Source organism: Tabrizicola sp., assembly GCF_022842145.1.
Lineage (GTDB): Bacteria > Pseudomonadota > Alphaproteobacteria > Rhodobacterales > Rhodobacteraceae > Tabrizicola.
In genome coordinates this window covers 1-19,460 of sequence record NZ_JALHQD010000014.1, presented here as the reverse complement: position 1 = coordinate 19,460, position 19,460 = coordinate 1, and the positions used below count along the sequence as shown (strand labels likewise).

At 64.0% G+C, this 19,460-nt stretch carries 17 protein-coding genes; 12 read left to right on the top strand and 5 right to left on the bottom strand.

Features of this window, described 5'->3' with window-relative positions; all coding sequences use genetic code 11:
- Nucleotides 1-508 precede the first annotated feature (508 nt).
- The 3 genes from Q0C42_RS21385 to Q0C42_RS21375 are packed head-to-tail and all read left to right on the top strand — an operon-like array spanning nt 509 to nt 5,993.
- Nucleotides 509-2,875, top strand: a complete 2,367-nt coding sequence (locus Q0C42_RS21385) for a neutral/alkaline non-lysosomal ceramidase N-terminal domain-containing protein (RefSeq protein ID WP_295081055.1) — start codon at nt 509-511, stop codon at nt 2,873-2,875.
- A 37-nt stretch (nt 2,876-2,912) separates the two neighbouring features.
- A complete protein-coding gene (locus Q0C42_RS21380) occupies nt 2,913-4,829 on the top strand; it encodes a zinc dependent phospholipase C family protein (protein ID WP_295081053.1) in 1,917 nt (638 codons plus the stop codon).
- Nucleotides 4,830-4,844: 15 nt separating this feature from the next.
- Entirely contained in the window at nt 4,845-5,993 is a 1,149-nt protein-coding gene (locus Q0C42_RS21375) for a hypothetical protein (RefSeq protein ID WP_295081051.1), read from the top strand.
- A 250-nt stretch (nt 5,994-6,243) separates the two neighbouring features.
- Here the strand turns inward: Q0C42_RS21375 and Q0C42_RS21370 are convergent, their stop codons facing one another.
- Entirely contained in the window at nt 6,244-6,648 is a 405-nt protein-coding gene (locus tag Q0C42_RS21370; RefSeq protein WP_295081048.1) for a single-stranded DNA-binding protein, read from the bottom strand.
- A gap of 422 nt (nt 6,649-7,070) precedes the next feature.
- Here Q0C42_RS21370 and Q0C42_RS21365 point away from each other — a divergent pair, with 422 nt between their 5' ends.
- Entirely contained in the window at nt 7,071-7,391 is a 321-nt protein-coding gene (locus tag Q0C42_RS21365; protein ID WP_295081045.1) for an H-NS histone family protein, read from the top strand.
- An 87-nt stretch (nt 7,392-7,478) separates the two neighbouring features.
- Here Q0C42_RS21365 and Q0C42_RS21360 read toward each other — a convergent pair whose 3' ends face one another.
- Together Q0C42_RS21360 and Q0C42_RS21355 are read right to left on the bottom strand one after the other, a co-directional pair.
- Nucleotides 7,479-8,489, bottom strand: coding sequence for a substrate-binding domain-containing protein (locus Q0C42_RS21360; RefSeq protein WP_295081044.1), 1,011 nt, complete (start codon nt 8,487-8,489; stop codon nt 7,479-7,481).
- Nucleotides 8,486-9,856 carry an ROK family protein gene (locus Q0C42_RS21355; protein ID WP_295081041.1) on the bottom strand — a complete coding sequence of 457 codons (1,371 nt, stop codon included), beginning with the start codon at nt 9,854-9,856 and terminating at the stop codon, nt 8,486-8,488. Before Q0C42_RS21355 ends, Q0C42_RS21360 begins: the two co-directional genes overlap by 4 nt.
- A 221-nt stretch (nt 9,857-10,077) precedes the next feature.
- On the opposite strand from Q0C42_RS21355, the gene Q0C42_RS21350 reads away from it, so the two are divergent.
- The 8 genes from Q0C42_RS21350 to Q0C42_RS21315 all read left to right on the top strand — a co-directional run bounded on the left by Q0C42_RS21350 (nt 10,078) and on the right by Q0C42_RS21315 (nt 18,360).
- On the top strand, nt 10,078-10,899 hold the full coding sequence (locus Q0C42_RS21350; RefSeq protein WP_295081039.1) for a sugar phosphate isomerase/epimerase: 822 nt from the start codon (nt 10,078-10,080) through the stop codon (nt 10,897-10,899).
- A 55-nt stretch (nt 10,900-10,954) separates the two neighbouring features.
- Nucleotides 10,955-12,076 (top strand): substrate-binding domain-containing protein, encoded by a 1,122-nt coding sequence (locus Q0C42_RS21345; protein WP_295081036.1) that lies wholly within the window; start codon nt 10,955-10,957, stop codon nt 12,074-12,076.
- Nucleotides 12,077-12,204: 128 nt separating this feature from the next.
- Nucleotides 12,205-13,371 carry a Gfo/Idh/MocA family oxidoreductase gene (locus Q0C42_RS21340; protein ID WP_295081033.1) on the top strand — a complete coding sequence of 389 codons (1,167 nt, stop codon included), beginning with the start codon at nt 12,205-12,207 and terminating at the stop codon, nt 13,369-13,371.
- Nucleotides 13,368-14,939: a sugar ABC transporter ATP-binding protein gene (locus Q0C42_RS21335; RefSeq protein WP_295081031.1), complete on the top strand. Its 1,572-nt coding sequence runs from the start codon at nt 13,368-13,370 to the stop codon at nt 14,937-14,939. Before Q0C42_RS21340 ends, Q0C42_RS21335 begins: the two co-directional genes overlap by 4 nt.
- Nucleotides 14,932-15,888 carry an ABC transporter permease gene (locus Q0C42_RS21330; protein WP_295081028.1) on the top strand — a complete coding sequence of 319 codons (957 nt, stop codon included), beginning with the start codon at nt 14,932-14,934 and terminating at the stop codon, nt 15,886-15,888. Before Q0C42_RS21335 ends, Q0C42_RS21330 begins: the two co-directional genes overlap by 8 nt.
- A gap of 2 nt (nt 15,889-15,890) precedes the next feature.
- Nucleotides 15,891-16,190, top strand: a complete 300-nt coding sequence (locus tag Q0C42_RS21325; protein ID WP_295081025.1) for a putative quinol monooxygenase — start codon at nt 15,891-15,893, stop codon at nt 16,188-16,190.
- Nucleotides 16,190-17,251: a sugar phosphate isomerase/epimerase gene (locus Q0C42_RS21320; protein WP_295081022.1), complete on the top strand. Its 1,062-nt coding sequence runs from the start codon at nt 16,190-16,192 to the stop codon at nt 17,249-17,251. The genes Q0C42_RS21325 and Q0C42_RS21320 overlap by 1 nt, the downstream gene beginning before the upstream one ends.
- Entirely contained in the window at nt 17,248-18,360 is a 1,113-nt protein-coding gene (locus Q0C42_RS21315; protein ID WP_295081019.1) for a Gfo/Idh/MocA family oxidoreductase, read from the top strand. The genes Q0C42_RS21320 and Q0C42_RS21315 overlap by 4 nt, the downstream gene beginning before the upstream one ends.
- Before the next feature lie 203 nt (nt 18,361-18,563).
- Here the strand turns inward: Q0C42_RS21315 and Q0C42_RS21310 are convergent, their stop codons facing one another.
- Together Q0C42_RS21310 and Q0C42_RS21305 are read right to left on the bottom strand one after the other, a co-directional pair.
- Complete coding sequence (locus Q0C42_RS21310; RefSeq protein WP_295081016.1) at nt 18,564-18,728, bottom strand: hypothetical protein; 165 nt, start codon at nt 18,726-18,728, stop codon at nt 18,564-18,566.
- A gap of 390 nt (nt 18,729-19,118) precedes the next feature.
- The coding region (locus Q0C42_RS21305; RefSeq protein WP_295081013.1) for a hypothetical protein at nt 19,119-19,460 on the bottom strand (342 nt) is incomplete at its 5' end.

The following is a 19,460-nucleotide window of genomic DNA, read 5'->3' as shown; positions in this document are numbered from 1 at the left end:
AACTTCCACAACGCCCATCGGCCATCTCCCGCGACGGGCGCCGGGAGCCACTCTCCCAACCCTCAACCCGTCACCGGAAAACCGGCACTCCTCTTACTCTGGCCGACGTGAAGGGCGGAAAGCCGACGCTCGCCGCTCCACCTCGACCGACCGCTTTGTCCCCGTTGCCAGCTATCGACCACGTTGCGACTAAGCACCTGCCAGCGACAAGCGCCGCGTCGGTGGGGGCGGAAATCCTAAAGCCTAGACTGCTTTGATGCCTTGGGCTTGAGGAGTCACAAAGGCTGTCAGGCTTGTTACCGCGTTACAATCGTGGCGGCTCTCTAATCGCGGCAAAACTGCCCCTCGCCCTGCCTCAGACAAGTTTCCGACCCAATTCGGCCATTTTTGGGCGATCCGCTGCGATTACTGCGAAGCTTTGCGAAACATCCATTATCCTTCTTGAACGGGCAGGTGTCGTGATGCGTTCTGCTGCTGCAAGGGTGTTCGGATCGGCCAGTGTGCTGCGATGCTGGTAACGAACTCCTTCTCCGAGGACATTCTGGTTTTCGTCTACGATGTGGGCGATCCGCTCTTCTTCGCCTGCCTGCGTGAACCGTCGCTGCACCTCCTCACCTTCGCCAATGACGAGATTCTGATCCCAGCGGGTCAGTCGATGCGTCTGGTCCACAAGACGGCCACGGATTGGCAGGTCGGCATCAAGCGCGGAACATTGACGGGCCGTTTCGAACCATTCCTCGTGCCCTTGGACGGACAAACCTATACCGCATCGGCCCGGCTGGAGGTGACCCCTGGCGGCCAGTTGCTTTGGCTGAACGCACCCAAGATCACGAACCCGACCCAGCGTCTTCCCGAGGTCGACCTGATGCAACCGCTACCCCCCGCCCCAGGGCATGTCGTGGGTGTCGGTCGGGCCAACATAACAGATGCCGCCGTCCTGACCTTGGAAAGCGCGCTCCCGATGCAGGGTTGGACATCTACTTCTCAGACGACGACCGGGATCGAGCTGCTGCCCGACAACGCACCTGTCTGGTTGCAGGCACGCGCCTTCATCATCGGTGATCCGGCCAGCGCGACAAGGTGCGTCTTAGTGGTTGCCGATATCTGGTCCTGCTCCATCGCGATCAAGCAAGAGGTTGTCCGACGCCTGTCCTATGGCAATCCGGAAAGTCCCTACCGCATGGACAACATCTGGATCGCGGGAACCCACACCCACAGCGCCCCGTCAGGTTACCTGCATCACTTCCTCTACAATGCTGCGGGCTTTGGCTTCGATGCGCATGTCTTCGAAAGCGTGGTCGCGGGCATCGTCGCCGCTGTCGAAGCCGCCCACTCCTCTCTGGCACCCGGTCGCGTGCGGCTGGGCAGGGGCCGCCTGCAAGGCATCACGCGCAACCGGTCGTTGCCTGCCTTCCTGAACAACCCAGCGGCAGATCAGGCCGCTTTCCCGAATGCCGTCGATGACGTGATGACCCTCCTCTCCTTCGAACGCGAGGACCCTGCAGGATCTGGCACGTTAAAGAGCATCGGCGCATTGAACTGGTTCGCGATCCACCCGACCAACAGGGGTGAGCAGTTCCGTCTGGTCAGCGGAGACAACAAGGGCCACGCGTCGCGGATCATGGAAGAAGGCTTCGGCCCCGGTTTCGTCGCGGGTTTTGCAAATGCCTGTGCCGGCGACGTTTCGGGCAACATAGACCCCAACGGCAGCGGCTTTTTTCCGGTCAACGGAACGGACTTCACAGAACAGGCCAAGCGGATGCTTGAAGCGGCAGAGGCACAGGCCAAACTAGCCACGGACCTGGTTGCGACAGCAGGCCCGGAATTGCGAGGTCCAGTGCAAACGCTTGAGCATCGGTTGCACATGCCGAAACGGACGGGCACCGTTGCCGCCGTTGGCCTCTCCATGGCGGCAGGCAGCACCGAGGATGGCGGCCAGAAACTGATGCCCGAGGGCATCACACTCCTCAGCCCGAACGATCCTGCACAGACCTCTGCCGGGCTGATGACAGTGGGCGCGCTGGCCGCCGCGACGCTTGCGCCGCTCAACCGACTGTTGGCGGCGACGACGGGATTGCTCAGCGGACAGCCCCTAGCGGCCCTGCGCGGCGTTCTGACGGCACTTCCCGTGACCGATGCGGCGATGCTGATCGCGCATTATCCCAAACCAATCCTGCTCTCACCCGGAATGATGCAGCCAGACCCCTGGACCCCCGAGGTCCTGCCGCTGCAGCTGGTTCGCATCGGTCAATTCGCCGCCCTCGGCGTCCCCGCCGAAGTTACGACCGTCGCAGGTCTCCGCCTACGGCAGGCCATGCAGACCGACCTCTCCGCACTCGGCGTGGAGATAAGCGTCGTCAGCACCTACACCAACGGCTATGCCTCATATGTCACCACGCCCGAAGAATACGATACCCAGCAATACGAGGGGGCGTCGACGCTCTTCGGACGCGACACCTGCACGGTGCTGGCCAACGGTGCGGCTGAAATGGCAAGGGCCCTGCGATCAAGACGGGGCGGTCTTCGGCCCGATGCGGCGCTGGCCGATCTTCGGGGCCGGGTCCTTGCCAAGCGGCGCATGACGGTCCGCAATCTGACAAAGGCTCGGATGATGGTCCGCATCTGCATGGTGGGCGAAACGGCACCCCTCTGGCCCGGCGCGCAATACACCGTCGATGCGGGCGAGGACGTCGCCGTCATCCTTCCCCTGCCCTGGTCGCTCGTCACCGAATCCGTGCACGTCATGGCCTTCCCGCCGAACACCGCCCCGGCGAAGGCGCGGCGCGTGATCGCCACGACGTCCGATCTCGTCATCATCCCGCCCAAGGGCACGCCCCTGCGCAGCGCCTATTTCCCGACCCAAAGGAAACTCTAGCCAGAACGATCCATCGATAACCCCAAGGAGGTGACAGATGCCCGGTCCTGCCATGCACCACATGATCGCCGACCGCCTGCGAACGCGCCTTCTGGGGTCGACCGGACTAGGAGCAACGCTTTCCTCCGCCAGCTACGCACAGATTCAGACCCTGCTCGCGGACCCGCGCAACCTGCCCTATTATTTCCTCGGCTGTCAGGGGCCGGACTTCCTGTTCTTCAATACTAAGGACATGAGCCCGGCTCTGCGCGACCTCGTGGCGACCTATTTTGAGGTCACGGACTTCATCGAGAATTTCAAGCGCGACCTGAAAGCGCTGGTTCCGCAACCGGTCCTCGATGCGCTTGAGGCGCTGGACGAGGCGGCGAATGAGGTGATCACGTCCTCCTCCACCCTGTCAGAGTTGGAACAGCTCTTCGGGGACATGAAGAACGTGATAAACGCGCTTTCTTCGACGCTGCTGGAAGCGGTCAAAAGCTTCATCGGCGAGTTCAAGCTTTTCGATCTTGTCAGCCATCCCTATCGCGACGGCGTGGCGGCGGGCGAGAAGTGGTGGTGGTTCGACGCGCTGCATTACCGGCGGACGGGCGAGTTCGCACAGGCCCTTCTGCGCAAGACCGATCCGGGATCACCCCTGCATCTCTATGCGATCGGCTACCTCACGCATGTGACCGCCGATACCGTGGGCCACCCTTATGTGAACGCGATCTGCGGCGGTCCCTACCGGTCGCACGCGCAACGCCACAAAGCGAGCGAGAATTATCAGGACGTGCTGAACTTCCGCGATGTCCGCAGCGAGGACTGGAACTTCTCCAAGCTGCACGCCTTCTACAACTTCAACTTTTCCGGTCCCGTCGACACCGAAAACGACGTTCCCGACCCCTTCACGAACCTGCCGCCGGACCTCGCAAAGCTGATCATCGAGACTTTGACCGAAGTCTACAACGAAGACCCTGCCCCACCGCGACCCGATTACGCGGCCTCCCTCACGCCCGCCGATCTGAACGACACCTACAGGCTCTGGTATCGCTGGTTCAAGAATGCCACCGACACCGGCACCCTGCCCCCGCCCGTTCCCTACTCCTTCAGCGCCGAACTGCGCGAGGTCTGGGACAAGGCGATGGACAACCTCGGCGACATCGGGGATTTCCTCGAAGACGCCGCCAACACCTCGGGCAGCATGGGGATCTGGGGCATCTTCCTCATGCTCGGCGCGCTCATCCTTGGCGCGCTTGCCGCCGCCGCCGCTGTCATCGATGCCGTCCTCGGCGCGATCACCACGCTCGGCTCGGCCACCATCCGCTACGCTGCCTGCCTGATCTACGAACAGCTCTACGACGCCTACCAGAACTTCCGCCTCGCCGTTGCGATGAACGGTCTCGCCTTTCCGATGCAGGAACACCTCACCGAACCGAGGATCGTACATTTCGGCAATCCGGGCATTCCGGACATACTGGGCCAGACGGCATCCAGCATCGACCATCGCCTTCCGCTCCTGCGCTGGATCATGCCCGGACTCACGCATCAGGAACGTCACCTCGTTTACCCGCCGACCGGGGACGAGGTGGCTCATGCCTTCGGTGTGCCCGGCAACTACCTCGACAAGACCTCGGTCTGGTATGGATGGGGCGACATCATCCAGAACCGCAGCCTTCTGAAAGACCTAAGCGCAATCCAGAAGACCCCGCCCGGACCGCAGCAGACCGATGCTGGACGACTCGCTGCCTTGCTTCATGACAAAAGCCTGCTGGGCAACGCGCTGGACCTTACCGCTGCCATGTATGACCTGCAGGCATCAGGCGGCCACATGCCCGACTTCAATCTGGACGGAGATCGCGGCTACGGCTTCCTCTGCTGGTCGCAGCGAGGAGATCCCTCGCCGGACTCACCCAACCCCATCGCCTCGGAAGCGCCCGGTGGGCCCTTCGCCGTCGAAATCGACATCATCCGATAATCAAGGGAGCAAGCCATGCCCGACAATGCAGTCGAGGACATCCGCACCTACATCTCCGAACTGACCGCGCGCGCAGCGAAGTCGCAAACCGAGGCGAAGCGAAAACTGAACCCGCTCTTCGGACGGGACGACCGCCGCAAGGGACCCGATGACTTCGTCGAAAGCTCGTTTCTCTACATGCGCAGCTGCGACGCGGATACCGGCAGCCGCCCCATCCCCTGCCCCGCGTTCTGGCTCTCGCCTGATCTGAGTGTCGCCCCGATCTCCAATTTGGGCGTGCCGACACGGCAACTGCAGGCCGGACAGACCTATCGTCTTACCGCCCAGGTCCGCAACCGGGGCGACCTGATTGTACCATCTGCCAAGGTCGAGTTCTGGCTGGTCACGCCATCCCTTGGCTTTGACACCCGCTTCGCCACGAAGATCGGGGTTTCTGCGGCGATGGTGATGCCCTATGGCGCAACCGAGGTCGGTTTGGACTACACAGTTCCACCCGCCCTTTCGGGGCACCGCTGTCTCTTTGCCCGCGTCTTCTCCTTCGCACCGCTGGACATTCCGGTCGATGACTATGCCCTGAACCCGGTGATCGACCGCCACGTCGCGCAATTGAACCTCGACATTGTCGCACAGGGGGCGACCTTCAGGCTGGACTGGATCCATCATCGCAACGCCAAGGAGGCGCTAGAAATCCTCCCGATGGATGCGGCCACCCTGCGCTCCATCCGACGCGAGGCCTTGGCCCCGCTCACCATTACTGCTCCGCGTATGCGCGGTGGATTGGCCGAAATCCTACGCCGCATCGAGGTTTCCGCCGCCGTTCCCGAGGCGCAGGGCGCGAGAGTGTCCACCGAACGCAGCGAGGCAGGACTGGTTCTGCGAAGCCAAGACAGAGAGGCCTGTGACATCGACGCCCAGGTTGGCCTGACAAAGCAGGCCCAAGCCGTCATCGCCGCGATGGAAAAGGGCAAGGCCGTCGGCGACGAGGGCCGCAAGATCTTGCGCGAGTATCGCTCGATGACCGCGCAAACCCTCAAGACAGAAGTCAAACTGTCACTCCCTGACTTCGGCCTGAAGAAGGGCCGCGCCTTGGCGCTGCAAGTGGTGAAACGGGACATGGCCACAGGGCAGATAACGGGTGGCATTGCTTTGGTGATTGCGGGTTGACCTATGCTTGAGTTGAGTAGCGCGTTCACAGGTGGCTCACTTCTCGATGGAAATCCCGGATCAGTTCAGGATGGAAATCAACAACGTCCCGGTCGGTTGACCCCTAAGCCCGCTCATGGCCCCAGCGCAGTGGGGCCATGATCTTCGATTGCCGACGTTCGAGGTTTAACTACCACCGGCGGCTATGGGCCGAAAACGACGGAACCCGGCGGGTTTCCCCGCCGGGCCCGAGGGGGAGACCCCGTTCTTTTCAGAACGGGATCTCGTCGTCGCGGTTGACCAGCTCGGGGTTTTCGCTCTCGGCCGACTTCGGGCGGCTCAGGAAGTCGACCTTCTCGGCGATGATCTCGCAGCCGTAGCGGTCAGTGCCGGTGGCGTCGGTCCACTTGGTGTAGTGGATGCGGCCGTGGACGAGGACCTTCATGCCCTTTTCGCAGTGCTCTGCGACGGTCTTGCCGAGGCCGTTGAAGCAGGTGATGCGGTGCCATTCGGTGTCCATGACCCGGTAGCCGTTCTCGTCGCGCATCACGCGACCTTCCGAGAGGCGCGGCCGCGAGGTGGCCAGGGTGAAGTTGGTGATCTTCGTGCCGCTTTGGGTCGAGCGCACTTCGGGCTTCTGACCGATGTTGCCGGCGAGGATGACGATGTTCTGCATGGTAAGCTCCTGTGTTTCCTGTCCCTGGGACCGTCCCTTCGACAAGACCCGGAAAAAGCCTGTCGGCTGAGGCGTGCACGGGAGACGGAACGGCGACCGGAAACCTCCAGAGGGCCGGGGTGGAGCGGGCAGCCCCAAAGGGGCAACACGGCCCGGACTGACGCGGGGTTGCGCGCCAGAGGCCGAACAGGCTTAGGGGATTGTCAGTCGAAGGGATGGCACCGGGGATCGGATCGACCTGGGGCTCTCGCAGAACTCGGCCTTCCTAGCCAAGGCAACTTCGTTGAGCCATTTGCGAAACCGCCGACCCGGCGGCTCAAGCCAACCTCACCCCCCTGCCCTATCGCGGTGACCTCCGGGGGAGTTGTGATGTTGCGACATGACAGCTATCCCGGATGCATCATTCAGGACACGTGGGCACAATGGCTGATTTCAATCTCGAGGAAATGTCGCTCAAGGAACTGCGGCAAATGCAGAAAGACCTCGCCAAGGCGATTTCCACCTATGAAGACCGGCACAAGGCAGAGGCCCGCGCCAAGCTGGAAGCCATCGCCAAGGAGATGGGCTACTCTTTCGCCGAACTAATCGGTGTCGAGGTGAAAACTACCCGTGCGCCAGCCGTGGCGAAATACCGACACCCGGAGAACGCCGCTGTCACCTGGTCGGGCCGTGGTCGGAAACCGCTCTGGTTCGTAGAATCGCTGGAAGCTGGTAAAGCCCCGGCAGAACTGGCAATCGAATAGAGAGAGCCGACGACGCACCCGGCCCAAAGCGGACGGTCGTTCAACCTTGTCGATCAGTATGTTGGCCACTCGGCGCGACGCTTGGCATCAATTGCCTCGGGACAGGCCCAGAAGGCGCAATACTTCGCGAGGAGCGGGGAGCCGCCATACTGTCTGGAAGCTTTCGACAACGTTGTCCCGGGTGACTCCGATGCCAGGTAGTGCGATCCAGGCTGGAACGGGGCGACCCAAAAGGGACAGGATCACGGTCTGCGCGGCCGCGATCCCTTGCTGGAAAGGTTGCTGGGCGGCGATGCAGCAGAAGGAGTCGCCTTTTGCGAGGGCGATGGCTGCGGCCTCTCCGAGATCCACGGTTGCCATGGGCATCGTTGCAGCGCGTTCTGCAAGGCGGTTGGCTGCGGCAAGGGCTGGCGTATCCCAGACGACGAACAGTCCGGCCAGATCCGGGTTTGCTGACAGAAGATCATCGGTGGATGCGGCGGCATCCTCGATCCGAGCGAAGCGACGCACGCGCGGGGTGACGTCGGGGCGGTTCACCTGAAGCCATTTTGTGAAGGCAATCTCGCGCTCGTTCGTGGCGAAGAAATCTGCGGCGAAGCCGAGGACGCCGACTTGCGCTCCGGTGGGTATATGCTGCGACAGTCCCTGTGCCGCGATTTTGCCCAAGCCGAAATTATCCGACGACACCAGCGCCGTGTAGTCCTTGCCCGGCAGCAGGCCGGTCGGCGCGTTGTCGAGCAGGACCAGCTTGATGCCCGCCTCGGACACGCGGCGGTGCGCGGCGGCAACCTGTTCGTTTGCCACGGGCAGAGAAATGATCGCGTCGGGGCGTTGAGGGATAAGCCTGTCGAGTTCGGCCACTTGCATGTCGGGAGAAAAGGCGCAGTCCACGACGTCGATCACCGCCGCGCCGCAATCGCCGAAGATGCCCATCATTCCGGCCAGTTGCTGCTTGGCCCAGTCGCTTTCCAGAGTATGCAAGACCACAGCCACGCGCCATCCGGCGGCCTTGGCGGCGGTGCGGTCGTCCGGCAGCAGGCTGACCCGTTCGGGCGGGGCAGCGCGTTCACCATGGGGGCCAAGGCCGGATATCGTCATGTCGTAAGCTCCTGTCCGACCCGCGCCCGTGGCGGCGGCGGGGGCCCTGCCGTATGGGAAAGCCGATCATGGAGGGCAGCGAAGGCCGGATGGGCGATTGGGCTGCCCTGCATCACCCATTCTTTCAGGAAGCCTGGCGCGAAAAGCTGTTCCGATGCCACGCGGGCCCCGCCGACGAGACCGGCTGAACTGCCCATCTGCGAGCGGATGATCCGAAGGTCGCGGGTGACGAAGGGATGCGATGCGCCATAGACCGCCTCGCGCAGGGCGGCGAGGAGGATGTCGTTCGTTTGCACGATGGAGCCCGACAGCACGATCAGTTCCGGGTTCAAAGCATTGGCCAGCGTCGCCACGACCTGACCGATCAGGTGGCCCGACTCCGTCACGATCGCGACCGAGGCGGGATCGCCGATCTGTGCGGCTTGCGAGACTTCGATGGCCGTGATCTCGCCCCCGCGGCGCTGGATGTCGGCCAGCATGGGGCTGCGCCCGTCTTGTGCCGCCGACAGACCTTCGCGCTGGATCATGTCCGATCCCGCGAGGGTGTCGAGTGGGCCGCTCCGCCCGCCTGCGGTGACCGGAAGCGATCCGATCAAACCTGCCGCGCCATGCGCGCCACGGTACAGCTGGCCGTCGCAGACGATGCCCGCCCCGATGCGGCGGCCGACCTTCAGGAAGAGCATGCTGCGCGCGCCGATCCCAGCGCCTGCATGCAACTCGCCCATCGTCATCGTCTCGACGCTGGACCGCATCCACACCGGCACGCCGAAATCGCGGGTCAGCGTTTCGACCAGCGGGAACCCTTCCCAGGCGGGAAGGACCGGCGGGGTTGCGGTCAGGAAGTCACCCTCCGTCGCGCCCTGAACGGCACCGGGGACGGAAAGGGAGATGCCCCAGATGCTGCCCTGTGGCGCGTGACGCTCCATCGACCAGCGGAAGAGCGCGGTCAGGCGTTCGGCCAGGTCGGCGGGCGGGGCGGTCAGGTCGGCGGCTTCGTGATGTTCGGTTAGAAGCTTGCCGGAAAGGTCGGCCACACCCACCCCGATCGCGGTCTGGTCGAGCGTGGCGACAAGGATCGCGGCACGTCGCGCGGCAAAGCGCACCAGACGCGGGGCGCGGCCCCCAGTGGCGGTGCCCAGTTCGCTTTCGTCCACCAGTCCCATATCGCCCAGCATCGTCAGGCGGTCCGCCACCACGGCGCGGCCGAATTCGCTTTGGCGTTCCAATTCCTGCCGCGTGTTGGCCGCACCCGTGCGGACGAGGTTCAGGAGTTCGACCAGCGATGGCGCAGCGGTCTCTGCCGTGCGCGGCCGTCCCTTGCCGCGCGGGCGGGACGATTCGGAAAGGTCGGGTCCGTTCAGGGGCAAGGCTGCGTCCTTTTGGGTTTCGCAAGGGATACGATCGGGACTTCTGCCGTTCAAGAAAAAACTTTTGCTGTAAAAATGCAGAAGTAGGCAGTCCTAAGCAGAAATAATATTGACCACCGGCGAATCCGCGCTTAACGAAGCTGTCACGGTCAGAGGAGGCCGGCAGAAACCGGAAGGGCGGGGGCAACCCGAACGGCCTTTCCGCAGGAGGAGAGACACCGATGACAGCGTGGAAGCTGGCCTATCACGCCAATTGCTGGGGCGGCCTTGGCGGGGATGCCGTGGGTGTCACCTCGGTCACGCAGCTGGCCTATCGCACCTTTGGGGACATGGACCGCGCCTGCGCCGACATCGCGGCTGCCGGATATGCGGGGGTGGAGTTGTTCGACGGCAACCTGCTGGACCGCAGCGCCGCCGAGATGCGCCGGATGCTGGCGGATAACGGGTTGGAACTGGTCGCCACCTATGCGGGCGGGAACTTCATCTTCGACGACATCCTGCCCGAGGAACTGGCGCGCGTGACCCGCGCCGCCGACCGTGCCGCCGAACTGGGTGCGCCGCATCTGGTCGTCGGCGGCGGGGCCAAGCGTTTCGACGGCACGCGGGAGCCGGATTATCACAAGCTGGGCGCAGCGCTCGACCGCGTTAAGGCGCTGGCCGATGCGCGTGGGCTGCGGGCGCATTACCATCCGCACCTTTCGACCATCGTCGAGGGTCCGGCCGAAGTGGCCAAGATCTTCGATCTGACCGCCATCGACTTCTGCCCCGATACGGCGCATCTGGCCGCCGCCGGTGGCGATCCGGCGCAGCTTATTCGCGATCATGCGAAGCGGATTTCCTACGTCCACCTGAAGGGGTTCCAGCGCGACCCCTTCGCCTTCACCCCACTTGACCGCGGTGATGTGCCGACGGGGCCGATCCTGCAGGCGATGCGGGATGTGGGCTTTGCGGGCTGGGTTTGCACCGAACTCGACTCTTGGCCCGATCCCGCCGAAGGGGCGCGGCTGAGCATGGACTACCTGAACCGGGCAATCGCGGGCTGATCCGCCTGCCCACCAAACGGGGGAAGCCCCGACACTTCTCTGGGAGGAAGAAGCTATGTTGACCAGACGCAGCCTCATGGGCTCGGCGACCGCGCTTGCGCTTTTCATGGGGATCGCCGCCCCGGCCTTCGCCGATCCGGACGCGGCGCTTGCCAAGTTGCAGGAAACCGTCCTGTCCAAGGGACCGAGCGGTGAGGACCCGTCGCCCGCATCCGATGTCGTGCTGAGCGAAGAGGAGCTGGCCAAGATCAAAGAGATGGGTGCCACCGCCGCCATCGTCATGCATTACGGTGGCAATGACTGGAGCCAGGCGCAGATCAACGGGTTGCAGACCCAGTTCGGCGCGATGGGGATCGAGGTGATCGCCGTGACCGATGCGGGCTTCAAGCCCGAAAAGCAGGTCAGCGATCTGGAAACCATCATGGCGCAATCGCCCGACATTATCGTGTCGATCCCGACCGACCCGACTGCCACCGCCGCGGCCTACCGCGCGGCGGCAGAGGCCGGGGCCAAGCTCGTGTTCATGGACAACGTTCCGGCAGGCTTCGTTCCGGGCACCGACTACGTCTCGGTCGTGTCGGCCGACAACTATGGCAACGGCGTCGCGGCGGCCCATCTGATGGCCAAGGCGCTCGGACCGGACGGGGGCGAGATCGGGCTGGTGTTCCATGCCGCCGACTTCTTCGTGACCAAGCAACGCTACGATGGCTTCAAGGCGACCATCGCCAGCGACTACCCCAACATCACCATTGTGGATGAACAGGGGATCGGCGGGCCGGACTTCTCGGGCGATGCCGAAAAGGCGGCGGGGGCGATGCTGACCTCCAACCCGAACATCAAGGGCATCTGGGCGGTCTGGGACGTTCCGGCCGAAGGCGTGATGGCGGCGGCGCGGGCCAATGGGCGCGATGACCTGATCATCACGACCGTGGACCTTGGCGAAAACGTCGCCATCAGCATGGCGCAGGGCGGGTTCATCAAGGGCCTTGGCGCACAGCGTCCCTATGACGCCGGTGTGGTCGAGGCGAAGCTGGCCGGTTACGCCCTGCTGGGCAAGGACGCGCCGGACTTCGTGGCGCTGCCCGCCCTGCCGGTCGCCCAAGACAACCTGCTCGAAGCATGGAAGCAGGTCTATTCGACCGAGGCGACCGAGAACGTGAAAGCCTCGATGCAGTAAGCGATGCCGCGCGGGGTGTCCCTATCACCCCGCGCGCCTGCCGGGCCTTTGCCGGGGGAATTGCTCCCTGCCCGTGAAGGTCCGGCCCTTCCCCAGCAACCCGTCCCGCACAGCACCGGAGACTGACTATGACCAAAGTGATGAACGTTGCCATGATCGGCGGCGGGTTCATGGGCAAGGCGCACGCCATGGCCTATGCCTCGATGCCGATGTTCTTCTGGCCCGCGCCTGCCATCCCGCACCGCAAGGTCGTCGTCGATGTCACCGACGGGGCTGCCGAGGAAGCCCGCCGTCGCTTCGGCTTTGACGAGGCGTCGAGCGACTGGCGCGCCGTGGTGGCGCGTGCAGATATCGACGTGGTCGACATCTGCACGCCCAACAACGTCCATGCCGAGATTGCCATCGCGGCGGCCAAGGCGGGCAAGCATATCATCTGCGAAAAGCCGCTGGCCCGCACCGTGGAAGAGGCCCGCGCGATGACCGAGGCGGCAAAGGCTGCGGGCATCATCCACATGGTGGCCTTCAACTACCGCCGTACGCCCGCCGTGGCGCTGGCCAAGAAATACATCGACGAAGGCCGCATCGGGCGCATCCTCAATTTCCGCGGCACCTACCTTCAGGATTGGTCGGCAGATGAGAATGGCCCCCTGTCCTGGCGCTTCCAGAAGAAGATCGCGGGATCGGGCACGGTGGGGGATATCGGAACCCATGTGGTGGACCTCGCGCATTACCTCGTCGGCCCCATCGCCGAGGTGATCGCCATGACCAAAACCTATGTCACCACGCGCCCCATCCAGCAGGGTGGTGTGGACAAGCTGGGCGCGTCGGAGAAATCGGCCGATGCCGAACGTGCGCCGGTGGATGTGGATGACGAAGTCGTCTCGATGCTGCGCTTCGGAAACGGCGCGATCGGCAGCCTTGAGGCCACGCGCAACGCATGGGGTCGCAACAACTTCATCACGCTGGAAATCCACGGCACCAAAGGCTCGATCAACTTCAACTATGAACGCCGCGACGAATTGCAGGTGATGTTCGCGGACGATCCGGCCGATGCGCGCGGCTTCCGCACGGTCTATACCGGCCCCGCGCATCCCTATGGCGGCGGTCTGTGGCCGATCCCCGGTCTGGGCATCGGCTATTCCGAGACGAAGATCGTCGAATGCTTCGACCTCTTCAGCGCGATTGCCAGCGGCAAGCAACCCAGCCCAAACTTCGAGGACGGTCTGCTGACGGAACTCGTGGCCGATGCCCTGCTGCGGTCGGGCGAAACCGGCAAGTGGGAGCGGGTGGAATGACCGCCCCCGCCCCGGTTGCCGTGCGGATGACGGGGATTTCCAAATCCTTCGGCGGCATCCGCGCGCTGGACAGTGTGGATTTCGAGGTCTTTGCCGGTGAAGTCCACGCCCTGCTTGGCGGCAACGGGGCGGGGAAGTCCACCATTCTCAAGGTTCTGAACGGCGTGCATGTGCCGGAGGAAGGAACGATCGAGGTGGCGGGTCAGACGCTTACCGCCCGCACGCCCGAAGCGGCGCGGGCGGCGGGTATCGCCATGAACTTTCAGGAGATGTCGCTGATCCCGACGCTGACCGTGGCGCAGAACATCTTCCTGACCCGCGAGGCCCGCGATGCGCGTGGCATGATCGACGACGCGGATTCCGTCCGCCGGGCGAAGGTGATCTTCGACATGTTGCAGGTCGAGGTCGATCCCACCGCGCTGGTGGGCGATCTGGGGGCCGGGCAGAAGCAACTGACCGAGATTGCCAAGGCGATCAGTCAGGAAGCGCGGGTGTTGATCCTCGACGAACCCTCGACCGCGCTGTCGGTGTCGGATGTGGAACGGCTGTTTGTCTTTCTGCGGCAGCTGAAGGCCAAGGGCGTGGCGATCATCTATGTCAGCCACCGCATGGACGAGATTGCCCGCATCGCGGACCGCGCCACCATCCTTCGGGACGGCAAACATGTGATTACCGCGCCGCTGGCCGATCTGCCCATCGACGTGATGATCGAACATATCGTCGGCAAGAAATCCAAAGGGCTGGCCGATGTGGCGCGGGGCGATGTTTCGCGGGGCGAGGTTCTTCTGGAACTTGCAAACGTGACCGGCCCGCACAAACCGGAAAACGTCAGCTTCGCGCTGCATCGGGGTGAGGTGCTGGGACTCGCCGGCCTGCTCGGCTCTGGCCGGTCCGCCTTGGCGCGTGTCGTTGCAGGCATCGAACCCGCCGTTTCAGGCGAGATCCGCATCAAGGGCACGAGGGTGGCGGTCCGCCGTCCTGCCGACGCTGTGGCCCACCGCATCGCTTTGGTGCCCGAGGCGCGCGCGACGCAGGGCATCATCCCTGCCCACAGTGTTGCCGACAACATGGTGATGTCGGTGATCGGGCGGATCGCGCCGAAGGGTTTCGTGGACCGTGTCCGTGTGCGGGACATTGCCGAGGACATGATCGCCCGACTGTCGATCAAGACGGCAAGTCGCGACCATGCGGTGTCCACACTGTCGGGGGGCAACCAGCAGAAGGTGGTGATCGGCAAGTGGCTGGCGACCGAGCCGGAAATCCTGATCCTTGATGAACCGACGGCAGGGATCGATATCGGGTCGAAGGCCGAAATCATCCGCCTCGTGCGAGACCTCGCCCAGGCGGGCAAGGGGGTGATCGTCATTTCCTCGGAACTGTCGGAACTGCTGACGGCCTGCGACCGCATCCTGGTGATGGCGGATGGCCGTGCGCATCAGATGCTGGATCGCGCCGATCTGGACGATCCGGAGGAGCGCGACCCTGAACACGCCCTGCAAGCGGCCGAACGCCGTCTTCAGATCGAAATCCAGAAAGCCCTGACCATCAAGGAGGCCAGCCATGGCTAAGGCAACAACCGCCCCCGCCGGGGCATTCTTCGCCAATTGGCGGCAGAACATCATCTATATCGGCTTCGTGGTCATCTTTGTCGTCTTCGCGCTGACGCTGAACGACAAGGGGTTCCTGAACCCGAACAACCTGCTGAACATCGTGCGGCAGACCGCGATGATCGCGGTGATGGCGGTGGCCATGACTTTCGTGCTGTCGGCGGGCGAGATCGACCTGTCGGTGGGCGCGGTCGCGGGGCTGACCACGGTGACGGTTGCAATGGCGATCTCCATCGCCGGGCCTGTTGGCGGCGTCCTTGCCGGTTTGGCGACGGGGCTTGCCGTCGGGATGTTCAACGGCTGGCTTACGACGAGGATCGGGATCCCCTCCTTCCTGACGACACTTGCCATGATGGGCATCGCCAAGGGCGTTGCCATGTGGATTTCCGACACGGCTGCCGTGCCGATCCTGTCGCCCGGATATTCCTGGATCTTCGGGGGCGGCTCGGTCGGTCCGATCCCCGTCCTGATGTTCTGGATGGCCGTGATCGCGGGCGTCGGTCATGTCGCCCTGCGCCGGTCTGGCTTTGGCCGCAAGGTTCTGGCGACGGGCGGGGGCGAAATGGCGGCGCGCTATTCCGGCATCGACACGCGCAGCATCAAGTTCAAGGTGCTGGTCCTGTCCTCTTGCGCTGCTGCTTTGGCCGGGATGCTCTATGCAGGCCGTCTGCAATCGGGTCGGTTCCAGCTTGGCGAAGGGGATGAGTTGTCGGTCATCGCCGCAGCCGTCCTTGGCGGGACCAGCCTATTTGGTGGCAAAGGCACGGTCATTGGGACCATCGTCGGCGCGCTGATGATCGGGATGATCAACAACGGGCTGATCCTGATGGGGCTGGAGTTCAGCCAGCAGCTGATTGCCAAGGGCGCGATCATCATCCTTGCCGTTGCGCTGAGCCAGAAGCGGGGCTGACTATGTACACGATCATCGGAACCGTCACCGCCCGTCCGGAAACGCGCGAGGAACTGGCATCGCTGCTGATGGCGCAAGTCGCGCCGACGCGGGCCGAGGCAGGTTGCATCAACTATGATTTCCATGTCGATGCCGCCGATCCTTGCGTCTTCGTCTTCTATGAAAACTGGACCGACCGCGCCGCATTGGACGCGCATCTGGCGATGCCGCATCTGCAACCGCTGTTTTCGCAGCTTGACCGTCTGCTGACCTGTCCGGTGGAGATCCGGCCCCTGACCATGCTGTCGGAGCGGGCCGCGTGATGGGCGGGGCGATCAAGGGACCGGGCATCTTCCTGGCGCAATTTGCGCGGGATGAGGCACCGTTCGACAACTTGCCCGCTATTGCTGCGTGGGCGGCAGGGCTGGGCTACAAGGGCGTGCAGATCCCGTCATGGGATCGGCGGCTGTTCGATCTGGACCTTTGCGCCGAAAGTCAGACCTATGCTGACGAGGTGCTGGGCATCTGCGCCGAAGCGGGCGTCGCCATCACGGAACTGTCCACGCACTTGCAGGGACAGTTGGTTGCGGTGAACCCCACCTATGACGCGGCCTTCGATGCCTTCGCGCCCGAAACGGTACGGGGCAATCCCGCCGCACGGCAGGCATGGGCGGTCGATCAGATGACCAAGGCCGCATCGGCAGCGCGGCGTCTGGGGCTTTCTGGAACGGTCAGCTTCACCGGATCGCTGGCCTTCCCCTACCTTTATCCTTGGCCCCAGCGCCCCGCCGGACTGGTCGAAACGGCATTCGCCGAACTTGCCCGCCGCTGGGCCACCATCCTTGATGCCTATGACGATGCGGGTGTCGATATCGGCTTTGAACTCCACCCCGGAGAGGATGTGTTCGACGGCGCAAGCTGGGAGCGGTTCCTGTCCGCCGTGGCCGAACACCCCCGCGCGCGGATCAACTACGACCCGTCTCACTTCCTGTTGCAGGCGATGGATTATCTGGCCTTCATCGACCTTTACCACGACCGTATCTCGGCGTTCCACGTCAAGGACGCCGAGTTCCGCCCCGACGGAAGGCAGGGCGTCTATTCCGGCTACTTGCCTTGGGCCGAACGGGCGGGGCGTTTCCGTAGCCTTGGCGACGGGCAGGTGGATTTTCCGGCCGTCTTCACGCGGCTGACCCAGCACGGCTATCGCGGCTGGGCGGTGATGGAATGGGAGTGCTTCCTGAAATCCCCCGAGCAGGGCGCAGCCGAGGGCGCGCCCTTCATCGCCCGCCACCTGATCGAGGTGACGGGAAAGGCCTTTGACGATTTTGCGGGCGGGCAGGCAGATCAGGCTGTGCTGAAAGCCATGTTGGGAATCCGGCCATGACATTGAAGCTGGGCATGGTCGGTGGCGGCCAAGGGGCCTTCATCGGTGGGGTCCACCGCATGGCGGCACGGCTGGATGGGCGGTGGGAGTTGGTTGCAGGGGCGCTGTCCTCCGATCCGGCGCGGGCAGCGGCATCGGCGGCTGAACTCGGCATCGCGCCGGACCGCAGCTATTCCGATTTCGCGGAGATGGCACTGGCAGAAGCATCCCGCCCCGACGGGATCGACGCGGTGGCGATCGTGACGCCGAACCACCTTCACGCCAAGGTGGCGGCGGCCTTCCTGCGCGCGGGCATCCCGGTCATCTGCGACAAGCCGATGACCGCCACGCTTGCCGAGGCCGAAGAATTGGCTGCCCTCGCAGCCGAAACATCCGTGCCCTTCGTGCTGACCCAGACATATACCGGCTACCCGATGGTGCGCGAGGCGCGCCGGATGATCGCCGAAGGCGCAATCGGCGCGGTGCGCCACGTTCAGGTCGAATACCTACAGGACTGGCTGGCCGGACCCGTTGAACAGAGCGGGCAGAAACAGGCGGTCTGGCGCACCGATCCCGGCTTGTCTGGCGAGGGCGGCTGCATCGCGGATATCGGGACCCATGCCGTCAACCTTGCGACCTTCGTGACGGGGCTTGGTTTGCAGGCTGTACTGGCAGACCTGACTGCCTTCGAACCGGGGCGGCGGCTGGATGACAACGCGGCTGTGTTTCTGCGTTTCGACGGCTGCGCGAAGGGCATGATCTGGGCAAGCCAGATTACCCCCGGCACAAAGAACGCTCTGCGATTTCGTATCGCTGGGGAGAAGGGCGGGTTGGCCTGGGACCAAGAGAACCCTGATCTCCTCGAATTCACTCCGCTTGGCGAAACGACCCGCCTTATGCGCCGCGGTGATGGCCTGTCCCAGACGCCAAGCCGCATCCCTTCCGGCCATCCCGAGGGCTATCTGGAGGCGTTCGCAACCCTATATGCCGATGCGGCGGACCTGATCGAAGGCAAGGGAATGGCACCGGCCGGCGCGCTCGCCATGGCCGAGGATGGTCTGGCTGGAATGCGTTTCGTCAGCGCATGTGTCCGATCGAGTGAAGCAGGCGGAGTTTGGACACCTGCCTGACAATCGGGGGCAGAAGGCACACCTGAACAGACACGCTCACCGCTCACCCGACCGCCCGCTTTCCGCCTAACGCGATTGTAGCGAGATCAAGGCAGGGTCGATGACCGACGCGCGCCGGAACGGCCTCGCCGATCACTCGGCCGAAGATGGGCCAAGCGGTGCGACTGCAGCGCGCCCGGGCCATCGAAAGTGAGGCCGAAGCCTCACCCGAAGGGATCGTATTCCGAGACGATCACGACCTCGTCGCCGTCGATTTCATCGGCGCGGACGGCACCGAAAGTTCCATCCCCTGCCTGGAAGACGACAATCGAGACCATGAGCGTAGCGGCGAGGGAGGCGGCGAAAGCGTGAGCATCTTTGCGGGACATCTGTGTGGCTCCTGTCTTGGAGGCGGGGGACCATCCCCCGCGCGACAGGACCCCGCAGGCCCGAAGACTGGCTGACATCACCGGGTGCGTTCGGCTCGCCCGAATCCACCCGGCGGCACGGGCTCGCCCGTAGTCCGACCCCTCGCGGGTTGATCTCGAAGACAGGATTCGGGGCAAGGAAGGGAATGGCGAGCGGGGGAGGTGCCCTGACGACTGGAGCAAATTGTCCCGCTGATGCCTGGAACGCCGCCAGCCTCCCGGGCAGGCTCTTGGTTAAAAACCTCCGAATTGGGGGATGGATAATTCTGCGCCCCGCGGCATCGCGGGACGAGGTTCATGTGGTCGGTGAGGGGCCCGCACATGGGTAGGCCCCTCACGCAGTGCCAGGGCTCAGGCGGCCAGGTCGGCGCCCCCTGCCCTTTCGCCGTCCTCGGCACTGACGATATCGAGCCGCGCGTTGCGATAACCTTCCCGTGCGATCCAAAGCTCAGCCGCAGTGATGGATTCCGCCAGATGCAGCAGCTCGGCGTTGCCTCCAGAATCCAGAAGCACGCGCACCTGCCCGGGTTTCGGCTCCTCGGCGACCTCGAATACCAGCCGGCTGTCCGCCGAATGGCTGCGCATGATGGTGACGAGAATGACCCCGTCCGAAGAGAAGTTGCCCTCATGCAGCGTGAAGGAGGCTGGTGCCGTCCAGGTCGTATAGACCCGGGGCGGCTCCTTCTTCACCAG

Bases quoted from the DNA above. Each gene is read 5' to 3' on its own strand.
- Q0C42_RS21385 (WP_295081055.1), top strand. From the start codon at position 509: ATGCTGGTAACGAACTCCTTCTCCGAGGACATTCTGGTTTTCGTCTAC.
- Q0C42_RS21380 (WP_295081053.1), top strand. From the start codon at position 2,913: ATGCCCGGTCCTGCCATGCACCACATGATCGCCGACCGCCTGCGAACG.
- Q0C42_RS21375 (WP_295081051.1), top strand. From the start codon at position 4,845: ATGCCCGACAATGCAGTCGAGGACATCCGCACCTACATCTCCGAACTG.
- Q0C42_RS21370 (WP_295081048.1), bottom strand. From the start codon at position 6,648: ATGCAGAACATCGTCATCCTCGCCGGCAACATCGGTCAGAAGCCCGAA.
- Q0C42_RS21365 (WP_295081045.1), top strand. From the start codon at position 7,071: ATGGCTGATTTCAATCTCGAGGAAATGTCGCTCAAGGAACTGCGGCAA.
- Q0C42_RS21360 (WP_295081044.1), bottom strand. From the start codon at position 8,489: ATGACGATATCCGGCCTTGGCCCCCATGGTGAACGCGCTGCCCCGCCC.
- Q0C42_RS21350 (WP_295081039.1), top strand. From the start codon at position 10,078: ATGACAGCGTGGAAGCTGGCCTATCACGCCAATTGCTGGGGCGGCCTT.
- Q0C42_RS21345 (WP_295081036.1), top strand. From the start codon at position 10,955: ATGTTGACCAGACGCAGCCTCATGGGCTCGGCGACCGCGCTTGCGCTT.
- Q0C42_RS21340 (WP_295081033.1), top strand. From the start codon at position 12,205: ATGACCAAAGTGATGAACGTTGCCATGATCGGCGGCGGGTTCATGGGC.
- Q0C42_RS21335 (WP_295081031.1), top strand. From the start codon at position 13,368: ATGACCGCCCCCGCCCCGGTTGCCGTGCGGATGACGGGGATTTCCAAA.
- Q0C42_RS21330 (WP_295081028.1), top strand. From the start codon at position 14,932: ATGGCTAAGGCAACAACCGCCCCCGCCGGGGCATTCTTCGCCAATTGG.
- Q0C42_RS21325 (WP_295081025.1), top strand. From the start codon at position 15,891: ATGTACACGATCATCGGAACCGTCACCGCCCGTCCGGAAACGCGCGAG.
- Q0C42_RS21320 (WP_295081022.1), top strand. From the start codon at position 16,190: ATGGGCGGGGCGATCAAGGGACCGGGCATCTTCCTGGCGCAATTTGCG.
- Q0C42_RS21315 (WP_295081019.1), top strand. From the start codon at position 17,248: ATGACATTGAAGCTGGGCATGGTCGGTGGCGGCCAAGGGGCCTTCATC.
- Q0C42_RS21310 (WP_295081016.1), bottom strand. From the start codon at position 18,728: ATGTCCCGCAAAGATGCTCACGCTTTCGCCGCCTCCCTCGCCGCTACG.